Genomic DNA, 9,802 nt, shown 5'->3' on the forward strand with positions numbered 1-9,802 from the left:
TATGACGTTGTCGTCTCAAGTCAACATCCTTCTAGTGGATGACTATCCCGAAAACCTGCTGGCGCTGGAAGCGATTCTGGGCAGTCTGGGTGAAAATCTGGTGCGGGCAAACTCTGGGCAAGAAGCACTGCGATGTTTGCTGAACCAGGATTTTGCTGTCATCTTGCTAGATGTGCAGATGCCGGGTATGGATGGCTTTGAAACAGCAACACTGATCCGCAATCGAGAGCGATCGCGCCAAACCCCCATCATTTTTCTCACCGCTTTTAGTACCAGCGAACAGCTCATGTTCAAAGGTTACTCGTTAGGCGCGGTTGATTATTTGCTGAAGCCGATCGATGCGAGTATTCTGACCTCTAAAGTGACGGTTTTTGTCGATTTATTCAAAAAAACGGAAGCGGTTAAGGCACAGGCAGCCCAGCTTGCGGCAATTAATGCCGAACTGAGCGACAGTGAAGAGCGGTTTCGTTCCCTTAGCGCCTATGCACCCGTCGGCATTTTTATGCACGATACAACTGGCGCTTGTACTTACACCAATCCACACTTTCAGGCGATCGGCGATTTGACACTCTCAGAGAGCTTGGGTAACGGTTGGGTCAGACGCATCCATGCCGACGATCGCGATCGCGTTGTCCAAGCGTGGCAGGCTTATATCAATGGGCAGGCAACTGAATATGCCACTGAGCATCGGTTTCAGCATCGTGATGGCACTGTGCGCTGGGTCTATGCCCGCTCCTCGCCGCTGTTTTCTGACTTGTGTGAACTGACTGGCTATGTTGGCACCGTGGAAGACCTCACCGAGCGTAAGCAGGCAGAAGAAGCCCGCGCTCAGGTTTTTTGTGAGCAAACGGCTCGGCGAGAAGCAGAAGCTGCCAATCGCATGAAAGACGAATTCCTTGCTGTGCTGTCGCATGAACTTCGGACACCGCTCAACTCCATGCTGGGCTGGTCTCGCCTGCTGCGATCGCGCCAGTTAGATGAGGAGACGATCGTCCGCGCGTTAGAGACGATTGAACGTAACGCTCTGGCACAGGCACAATTAATCGACGATATTCTTGATGTTTCTCAGATTGTGCGCGGCAAACTACGACTCAAATGCCAGGTGTTGAATCTGGTGACAGTAGTGGAAGCGGCGATCGAGTCTGTCCGCCCGATGCTTGAAGTGAAAGCCATTCAGCTAGAGTCGTTGCTTGATCCAGCCGTTGGTGAGATTTGGGGCGATTCTATCCGTTTGCAACAAGTGGTGTGGAATCTGTTGACCAACGCGATTAAGTTTACGCCGACTAATGGTCGCATGACAGTGCAACTATCGCTGGCTCAAGAACGATCGCTCTCAGCAACGGAACAGCCTGATATACGCTCTGCCCAAATCAGAATCAGCGATACGGGCAGTGGCATTAGCCCAGATTTTTTGCCGCATGTCTTCGATCGCTTTCGGCAGGCAGATAGTACTACCAGTCGTCCTCAAAGCGGTCTGGGGCTTGGTCTGGCGATCGTTCGCCACCTCGTTGAACAGCACAAAGGCAATGTACAAGCAGAAAGTGCAGGTGTGGATCAAGGTGCCACATTTATCGTAACCTTGCCCCTTCTAGACACAAAGGCTGAGCTGAACGGTAGTGCAACGCACGGTATACAAACCAACGAGACTAGCAATATGCCCCTCAACGCTGGTGAAGCAACGTTAATGTCCTCACAGCTACAGTCTGAGGGCAATGCAGTGTCAGCTCCAAGTACGACTCCACGTGTACTTTTTTGAGTGGCTTACTGTCTTTGGCATCTACTGTCTTTGGCATCTACTGTCTTTGGCACAATCGTTGCTTGGGCACCAGCGGTGTTGCGTCAAGGGATGACTGCTGTCGTATCTTCCTACGTTTATACCAATTCTACAAAATTGCCCTACAGATCCATTCTTGCTGCTGACTGCTGACCGCTGACCGCTGACCGCTGACCGCTGACCGCTGACCGCCAGCCAAAGATTGAATCTGTCGCTACAGTTTAGGGAAATGGTATTACTCGGCAACACGTTGTTAGAGCAGCCTACCGTTACGCGTTAAACCCATCAACGCGGTAGCCACTATCGGCGAGCAGGGCATAGTCTACTGTCGTAGGGGCATACAGACGGTAGAGCCACTCATAAGACAAGATTGACTGCACGCTGTTAGCAGGATGCGCGTAGTCATAGGTGCCCGTTACAGGGTTGGCTCCGTCCTGGGATTGTAGAGGCATATAGCTACCTCCATTGGCTGCTCTGGTGTATTCTCCCTTGAAAACAGCCGTTTGAGGGGTTGAACGATCCACCAGGTTGTAGCCAATCCAGTTCAACCCAACCAGACCCAGCACATGCCCAATTTCGTGCGTCACGACCTGATAGAGTAGCCAACCTGTAGGGTCGTTGGCAGCAGAGAAGCTATCGGCATTAATGGCAACCTGCCCGACTCGTGGCATGAGATCTGGAGAAGAAATCCAACCACCAAACTCATAATCGGGTCCGCCGTTTGCGGCTTCTAGCCCAGCGTTACCTTGATAGGGATTCAGAAAAATAAGGAGATCATCTACATACCGTTTGCTGGTAAAGCTGTAAGAACGAGTGGAGTTAGCATCCAGTCTATTAATCGCGCTATTGAGCTGAAAATCAGTCCATTCGTTGGCAATTCGCGTTGCCCAGTCGTCAGCGGCTTTTTGAGCGATCGCCCGCTGCTGAGATGTCCAAAAGCCGATTGAGTCGTTGCGGAAATCTAAATCAATGTTGAAGCGGGTAGAATCAGGCGCATAAGTGTTGGTCACCTTACCCAGGTCGTACACAGCGCTGCCCGTCAAACCGCCACTCAGTGTGTAGCCAACGGTGTTGCCGAGTAAGCGATCGCTGCTGGAATTGTCATCTTCGGCAATGAACGATACTGTACGCACGGTTTTCCAGTTTTGGGGGGTAAACGTCAGCGTGTTTTGCGTACCGTTGCTAACGATGCCATCAGCATCAACCACCACAAAGCTACCGGACGAGAACGTTAGAGTCACGTTGTTAGCAGGAGCTTGCGTTAGCTGGACTTCAAACGTCCCGGTATTGCCTTCTTGACCATTAAAGGTGCGATCGCTAATCTGCACTGTACTGGGAGCGATAAACGTATCCTGTAGCCCAATCTGCCAGTTTAAGTTGCTCATAGGTGACAGATTGAGCCGCTGGCTGGTGTCTTTAAGATCATCCATGATCCAGGCAACATTCTCTCCAGTCGCGCTGTTACGCCAGAGAATGTCTGTTTTGCCGTCGCCATTGCTATCGCCAGTGCCCCGAATTTGCCAATTTGAGTCGCTTACAGACGGCAAAAAAGTGGTGCTCGCGATCGTGGTGCCGCTCAACGACCAGATAAAGTTTTCACCTGAAAGGATATTGCGCCACAGAATCTCTGGCTTACCGTCGCGGTTGAAGTCTGCTGCTGCTTGAATTCTAAGGTTTGTTCCGGCTGCGGTTGGCAAAGACACTGTGCTGCCCATTGTTGTGCCGTTCATTGCCCAGACGATATTCTGCCCGGTGGCGTAGTTGCGCCAGAGCAGATCGGGTTTCCCATCGCCTGTGAAATCTACAGTGCCTTGAATTTGCCAGTTTAAGTCTGCGATCGCTGTGAGAGAAACGCTCGATCGCAGCACCGTACCGTCCATGACCCACGTCACATTCTGCCCAGTGGCATAGTTGCGCCAGATGATGTCGGTTTTACCGTCACCCGTGAAGTCATTTGCCCCCTCCATACGCCAATTGGGATCGCCAACTGACATTAGCGCGACAGTCGAAACACGAGTCGCACCATTCATCAGCCAGACTTCGTTTTGACCAGTCGCGTAATTGCGCCACAGCAAATCCGTCTGACCATCACTATTAAAATCTGCTCCCACCTTCAGAGGGCGCACTGCTGGAGCCTCAAGCGGCAAAGCAGACACCAGATCTTGCGACGATTCAGGTGCTGTGGCAGCACTCGCCCCAGAAATAGTGGTATTGCTGAAGTTCGGCGCACTTAAGATAGGGGCAGGACGGCTCAAATTTAGAGGCTGGCTTGACGTTAACAGCGCTGCCGCTGAGTTTTGACCCGCGCGTGAGGCAATGTCAGAGGCATGATTGTCGCAATCGACGAACATTGGGCAACCAAGAAGATTTATGGTCTTATTTTATACCGTTTTGATTCCTCACCCTTCAAGAATGTCTGAGTTGGAGCGCTATTTTGGTCTAGAGTAAAAGTTGTGTGAAGGCGATCGACAACTCTGTAAAGAGTGCTATGCCTACCGATGGCTCGTATCCGGATCACACGCGCAAGCAAAAACGCCACCGAAGCTAACTCAGTATCGGCTCAAACAGATGTATCCATTTATTCACCGTACTGGGCGATAGAGCGAGCGAGAATGCTCATCACTTCACCGGGGTTAGGTCCCGGTAACAAGGGACTCCATTCACGCACTTCAGCAAACCGCAGGCGATGCAAAGTTTGAATCGTACCAGTCACGCCTTGACGAGAGCCAATCACTAAAATTCTCAACGACTCACGATCGGACGTTTGGTCTCTAGACTTCTTACTGGCTGTAAAATCAGACGCGTTGCTGGCAGAAAGCAAAAAATTTTCAGGCATAGAGCTAATCCAGGATGACATAAATGTGATCTTGACTACCGAGTATTGTTTACTGATAGCAATGCTAGTTAGCCGTAGCACAGTCCAGCTTAACTGGCACTTTACTGATGGCACTGTGCGGTAGTCTGTCAATTAATTTACACGGTAAAGAGTAGAATGTCAATCAATCGATCAGCTGCGTTTGCTTGCACTTGCTATAGCAGCAGCACACATCAAGGTGTGGGTATGACTCCAAGCTCAGTGCTTTATGGCTCGATTCCTGCTTATTTAAACCCAACTAATGGTGCGAAGCCATTTCCATACGCCTGTATGTCTCCTGACAATGACTCCCTGGCTTTGCTCTTTTGCGATCGCCATCAGTTCGTCTGTGCTAAAGCTATAGCCTAACTGCTCCGTGATTCTCACGAAGTCATCTGGATTCGTTACACCTTCAAACCGATCGCGTAACGTTTCGTCGTAGGCGATCGCTTCAAGAAATCGATTCGCGCTTTCTGTAGACATCCTTGAACCTCCTGCTGTAGCATTTCCACCCAACTTCACGATCGTCCTTATCGTTATATTGCCCTAAATGCCACCCGTACTAGCAAGACGGTGCAGGGGAATTAAAGGGTAGCCTCATCTAAAGCGCTTAAGAAAATCATAGATACCTTTAACAATCTACTAGCCGTTTTAAGTTGCAGACAGACTTTGTACGGGAGCATGTTACTTTCGTAAGTTGCTGCCTTTGCCCTCATCCCCAGCCCTTCTCCCCAAGGAGAAGGGAGCAAGATTCAAAGTCCCTCTCCCACAGGGAGAGGGCTTAAAGCCTACGGCATACAAGAAAAGGGTGAGGGCGCAAAGGTGACATGCTCCCCTTTGTACCTATCTAAAGTGGGCATGTTTACATCAATCAATTAAATTAGAAATTGTTGGTCGAGCAGCAATTAATACCAGTTTGCTATAGCAGTCCTAGATCTTTTGTGAGCAAGACTGCCTCATTTAGCAGTTAACAATCAGCAAAAAAGCTGATCGTTGACCGTTTATAGCGGTTCCTAATCCAGTGAAGTACAGTCGTAAAAAGGCAGAGGGCAGAAGTTAAAGAGCACAGCGCTTTCCTTCTGCCTTCTGCCTCCTGCCTTCTGCTTTAATCACAAGCATCAGAATAGCGCCAGTTTGAAGGTTAGTCTGAGAGGATGTTTTAAAAATCCAGGTTCTTGTAGCCCTGGCGACTGAAGTCGCGGCTACACGGACAAAACCTGCCTTCGCAGGTTCCCAAGCCTTCACGTTTCGGTAGTCCGCGCAGGCGGACTTTGTTTACGTAGTCGCGGTTTTAACCGCCAGACACTTTTCAAACAACCTCTGAGGTTGAAATGCCTTAATGTTCAGCTTCGTCGAGCATACTTTCAGGTGTGGCAAGCAGTGTCAAAACTTGGTCAAACTGAAAGCCTTCAACCAGTTCAACCAGAACCTCTTTTAAAGCTGAGTGTGCAGGCGGTATTTGCTGCAACAGTTCAAGCACCCGTGAGTCGCTACATTCCAAAGCCGCCTGATGTAGCTGTATTTTCCATGCTTCTGGCAGCTCAGTCAAAGTGGCTTGCAAAGCAGTTTTATCGAGTTGAGGTGTGTGCTGATGACGTTGATCGTGATGATTTGACTGTGCGCGATCGGTCGCTTCGTAAAGATACTGCACACCCAAATGTTGACTAATTTTGGTAAACAATGTGCGCCGCTGAAAGGGTTTGCTGAGAAAATCATCACAACCAACGGCAAGAAATGCCTGCCGCTGTTCTTCAAACGCACTGGCTGTCAGCGCGATGATGATCGTGTCTTTAGTCTGAGCATCAGCTTTGATCTGCCGTGTTGCTTCGATGCCGTTCAGCACGGGCATACGCATATCCATCAAAATCAGGTGTGGCTGCCATGCTTTACAAAGCGCGATCGCCTCTAGCCCGTTGTCCACTTCTTTTAGTTCTAAGCCTGGTAGATCCAAGATTTGTGCAAGCAAATAGCGGTTAGTTGCGTTGTCTTCGGCAATCAGAATCCGGTAAATCGCTTGGTTGGGCACTAGCCCGATGACTGCTTGGGTGCTTGGTCGCAGCGCGGGAGTGGCGATCGACGGCAGGTAACCAACTGGGATAGCGAAAGAGAACAGACTGCCTTGATCCTGTTGGCTTGTAAATGTGATTTCGCCACCCATTAACTGCACAAATTTCTGACTGATAGCCAGCCCCAACCCGGTACCTTCTGCCGAAATCAAGCCTGTTCGAGTTTGCTGAAATGGCTTAAAGAGTTTTTGCTGCTCAGCTAACGCTATCCCCGCGCCCGTGTCTTCCACCTCAAAGTACAACATTATTTGTGGCTCAGAGGGCGCTGGTTCGAGGTGTAGTTCGTTGCTGGAAGAGTTTGGTTCGATCGCTTTTGAAAGCCTTAAGGTGACGCTACCCCGTTGAGTGAATTTGATCGCGTTGCCTAAGAGGTTAATCAAAATTTGTTGGAGTTTACCTTCATCGGCGGTGATTAATGGGGGCACATCATTGGAACATGCGATCGTAAACTGTAGGTTTTTAGTTTCGGCTCGCAGCCGCAGCATTTCCTCTAAATTGTTCAAAAGAGTGTGAAGATTGAAGCGCTCAACGTCTAGAGAGATACGTCCTGCCTCAATTTTAGACATTTCTAACACGTCGTTAATCAACTTAAGCAGGTGCTCACCACTACGGTTGATGATGTGAAGATGCTCTTGTTGAGTCTGTGTCAGCGATGAATCACACGCCATGAGTTGAGAGAAGCCCAGCACTGCATTTAAGGGAGTCCGTAACTCATGGCTCATGTTTGCCAAAAACTCACTTTTTGCCTGGTTAGCACGATCAGCAAGCTCTTTAGCTTGTTGCAATGCGGCTGCCTGCTGCTGCGTTTGGGCAAACAATTCGGCTTGCTGTACCGCGACCCCTAGCTGGCTGCTGATTTGAGAGACAACCCGGATTTCTGCCTCTTGCCACTGGCGAGGAGTAGCGTTCTGGTAGGCTGCTAGCAAGCCCCAGAGTTGGGTACCACAAAAGATTGGGACGGTAACATAGGCGCGTGCTTGTAGCGATTCAAGCAGTTCGATGTAGCACGCATTAAAACCTGCTGCGTAAATGTCTGGCACACAGCAATAGTTTGTTTTCTCACGGTAGAGTCCGCCTTCGTTTGCTTGCAGGTACGTGTCTTGAATCACGACCTCATTGCCATCAAGCCGCTTGATAATACAGTCTGACTGATCAACAGCTACCTTTGCGAGTTCTGGATCGTCAAGGCGAAACGGCACGATCGCGTTCCAGTCTGCTGCCACCGATTCAGCAACCACATTGCCGCTCCAGTCTGGGTTAAAGCGGTAGATGAGAGCACGATCGCATCGCATCGCTTGCCGCAGTTCCACCGTTGTCGTACTAAAAATATCGTTTAGATCTAAGCTCTGTCGCATCCGCAGAATGACGCTCGTAGTGGCACGTTCCCGTTCTGCCATGCGTTGTAGTTCTGCATCTGCCGCAATCCGCTCCTGAATTTCGGTTTCGAGTGCCGTATTGATCTCAATGAGTGCCGTTGTCCGTTCTTCGACTCGAAATTCCAATGCTTCATACGCATCGCTGCGGGCTTGCTCTGCCCATTGACGTTCAAGCTCAGCCGCAGCGCGAGCAGCAAACACATTCACAATGGCAGCTTTGGTTTCATCTACCGCTAGTGGTTGAGTGTTGAGCAGGCACAAATGACCAATGACATGCCCCGTTGCACTCATTAAGGGCACTCCAAAGTAGCTCTTCGCCTGCATTGCTTTGATCACAGACGACTTTGGGAAGCGGACTTGCAGTGTGTCGGGGTAGTAGCATCGTTGAGCCTCTTGAATCACGACCTCACACGGGTTGTTTGCCAGTGGGAAGGTGACATTCTCCGCCAATTTTTGGCTTGACCAGACAGCTAGTGTTTTGAGCCGATCGGGTGGGTCGCCTAGTACTTCTGTCACCATGACATAGGGCACCTCCAGCGCGATCGCCAGATGCTTGACCAGCGCCGGAAAGAAGTCTTTGCCAGTGGCAGCAGCCGTACCAGCTACAATATTGCGCAGTGTGTCTTCTGCCCGCCGCCGTTCGATAATCTCAAGCTGCAATTTTTCGTTAAGCACTTCAAGTTCGTCGGGTGTCTTGAGTGCTAGAAACTGGGGTAACAGGTTCACAAGCTGCAATGCGGTGTAGCAAGAGACTAAAGCCGTCAGCGCATGCACACCGCCTGACAGCCAGTAAGCAGGATGCCACAGTGTCCAAATATCTAGCAGATGCCCGGTGCCGCAGAGCACAATGAAGGCTCCAAACATGGCAAAGACAAAGGAGAACGGAATGTCTTTGCGCTTTTGGATGAAGTAGACCAGCATGGCTGGAATGGAAAAGTAAGCGATCGCAATCAGCGCATTGCTGACAACGTGCAACCCCACCAACGGCGTTTGCCAGAGATAGCATTGTCCATGAGGCATGTATCCACTGGGCGAAAGCAGATTTTTGAGCAGTTCCAGCATGGTTCTCACAGTATTCTCATAGTGGCAACCTCTCCTACAGTGCAATGGTCGCTAAGCTGAGCGATCGCAAAAAACCATTCTGTCGAATCGGTTTGAGTAAGAGGTTAGCGCTTTAGAGGCTCACACTCTTAAAGCACCAGGCATGGCTCAGACCCCTGACGGTCTCAAGAAGTCTCTGTTACCTGTACCTGATTCATTTTGCTTAGCGCTTTTAGGCATGACTATACGACTACAGCAGTCCTAAATCATTTGTAACAAGCCATTTGGAAGCAAGACTTAATCATTTAGCGACCAGCAACTAGCTTTTTATTGACCGCTGACCGCTGACCGCTGACCGCCGACTGCTCATACCAGCATCATTCTCATCATTCAAATAGGATCGCTATATGTGTCTATCGATGCCCCCAAAAGCAGATGCCTCCAGGAAACGCTAGGCGCGTGAGCTAGCTCTTACTATTGTGCCCAGCTCTTCGCGAAAATACTTGGCTTTTATGGTTTTCGACCCGGTTCTTCAAAGAGCCGAAAAGAGCTTGGTCGAAAATTTATGCAAAAAATTTACGCAAATCACCAGACTCCTGATTGACCCGCAGATTTGGTTTGGCTAAAGCTACAATAGCTAAGCTCGACTTTGTCCATTGTGAAGGGGAGGAAAGGTAGCAAAATCAGGAAA

5 protein-coding genes are annotated in these 9,802 nt (G+C 49.9%); 1 reads left to right on the forward strand and 4 read right to left on the reverse strand.

Annotation, left to right across the window (positions count from 1 at the left end; translation table 11 throughout):
- Position 1 precedes the first annotated feature (1 nt).
- Positions 2 to 1,756 carry a sensor histidine kinase gene (locus AC5JO6_RS24495; RefSeq protein WP_496083657.1) on the forward strand — a complete coding sequence of 585 codons (1,755 nt, stop codon included), beginning with the start codon at positions 2 to 4 and terminating at the stop codon, positions 1,754 to 1,756.
- 287 nt (positions 1,757 to 2,043) lie between these two features.
- Here the strand turns inward: AC5JO6_RS24495 and AC5JO6_RS24500 are convergent, their stop codons facing one another.
- The 4 genes from AC5JO6_RS24500 to AC5JO6_RS24515 all read right to left on the reverse strand — a co-directional run bounded on the left by AC5JO6_RS24500 (position 2,044) and on the right by AC5JO6_RS24515 (position 9,132).
- Positions 2,044 to 4,125: an FG-GAP repeat domain-containing protein gene (locus AC5JO6_RS24500; protein ID WP_496083658.1), complete on the reverse strand. Its 2,082-nt coding sequence runs from the start codon at positions 4,123 to 4,125 to the stop codon at positions 2,044 to 2,046.
- Positions 4,126 to 4,352: 227 nt separating this feature from the next.
- Positions 4,353 to 4,610: a hypothetical protein gene (locus AC5JO6_RS24505; protein ID WP_496083659.1), complete on the reverse strand. Its 258-nt coding sequence runs from the start codon at positions 4,608 to 4,610 to the stop codon at positions 4,353 to 4,355.
- A gap of 267 nt (positions 4,611 to 4,877) precedes the next feature.
- Positions 4,878 to 5,111 (reverse strand): Nif11-like leader peptide family natural product precursor, encoded by a 234-nt coding sequence (locus AC5JO6_RS24510; RefSeq protein ID WP_496083660.1) that lies wholly within the window; start codon positions 5,109 to 5,111, stop codon positions 4,878 to 4,880.
- Between the two features lie 853 nt (positions 5,112 to 5,964).
- Positions 5,965 to 9,132, reverse strand: coding sequence for a GAF domain-containing protein (locus tag AC5JO6_RS24515; RefSeq protein WP_496083661.1), 3,168 nt, complete (start codon positions 9,130 to 9,132; stop codon positions 5,965 to 5,967).
- Positions 9,133 to 9,802 lie beyond the last annotated feature (670 nt).

Source organism: Tildeniella sp. (assembly GCF_059505325.1).

Coding starts and splice junctions, on each gene's coding strand:
- AC5JO6_RS24495 (WP_496083657.1), top strand. CDS start 2: ATGACGTTGTCGTCTCAAGTCAACATCCTTCTAGTGGATGACTATCCC.
- AC5JO6_RS24500 (WP_496083658.1), bottom strand. CDS start 4,125: ATGTTCGTCGATTGCGACAATCATGCCTCTGACATTGCCTCACGCGCG.
- AC5JO6_RS24505 (WP_496083659.1), bottom strand. CDS start 4,610: ATGCCTGAAAATTTTTTGCTTTCTGCCAGCAACGCGTCTGATTTTACA.
- AC5JO6_RS24510 (WP_496083660.1), bottom strand. CDS start 5,111: ATGTCTACAGAAAGCGCGAATCGATTTCTTGAAGCGATCGCCTACGAC.
- AC5JO6_RS24515 (WP_496083661.1), bottom strand. CDS start 9,132: ATGCTGGAACTGCTCAAAAATCTGCTTTCGCCCAGTGGATACATGCCT.